The organism is Ruegeria sp. AL12 (assembly GCF_056540885.1).
In genome coordinates this window covers 1-535 of record NZ_JBQFXN010000198.1, presented here as the reverse complement: position 1 = coordinate 535, position 535 = coordinate 1, and the positions used below count along the sequence as shown (strand labels likewise).

1 protein-coding gene is annotated in these 535 nt (G+C 63.4%); it reads right to left on the bottom strand.

The window, feature by feature from the left end; genetic code table 11:
* A partial coding sequence (locus ACR0C6_RS22195) for an MFS transporter (protein WP_480621364.1) occupies window positions 1-401 on the bottom strand: 401 nt, incomplete at its 3' end.
* Window positions 402-535: the final 134 nt, after the last annotated feature.

Genomic DNA, 535 nt, shown 5'->3' with positions numbered 1-535 from the left:
CGCGCCTTGCGCCCGTGAATGGCGGTCAGCGCCGCAAAGCCGGTCTCATACTGCACCATGCGCGCGGCGAGTTCGATCAGCAGCATGGCAATGACAAAACCGGTCATCGAGTGCACGAACGACAGATTGACGAGTGTGGCGCCGGCCAGAACCGAGCCGACCACCATGACCGGCCGGGCGCCGAAGCGGTCCATCGCATGGCCGACAACGGAGGCTGTGACTGCGCTTGTCAGCAGCGCAACGGAGAACACGCCGAAGACGAAGCTGTTGCTCCAGCCCAGATCGCGGGCAATCTCGGGCCCGAGGATCGCGAAGGGGTAGTAGAGCGTGCCGTAGCCAATGGTCATCGACACGCCGATCAGCAATGTCAGCGGCTCGACCCTGGGCACCGAACCGCTCACGATAGCGGGCGGGTCTTGATCGCCGCCGCCGGATGTTTGCCCAGCTTCATATGATTTCCGTCCGTCTCGATTCGGCGCAGACTAGAGCCGCGCCAGGACCGCGGCAATCGAAAACACTCCGGAATTCAGGGCTA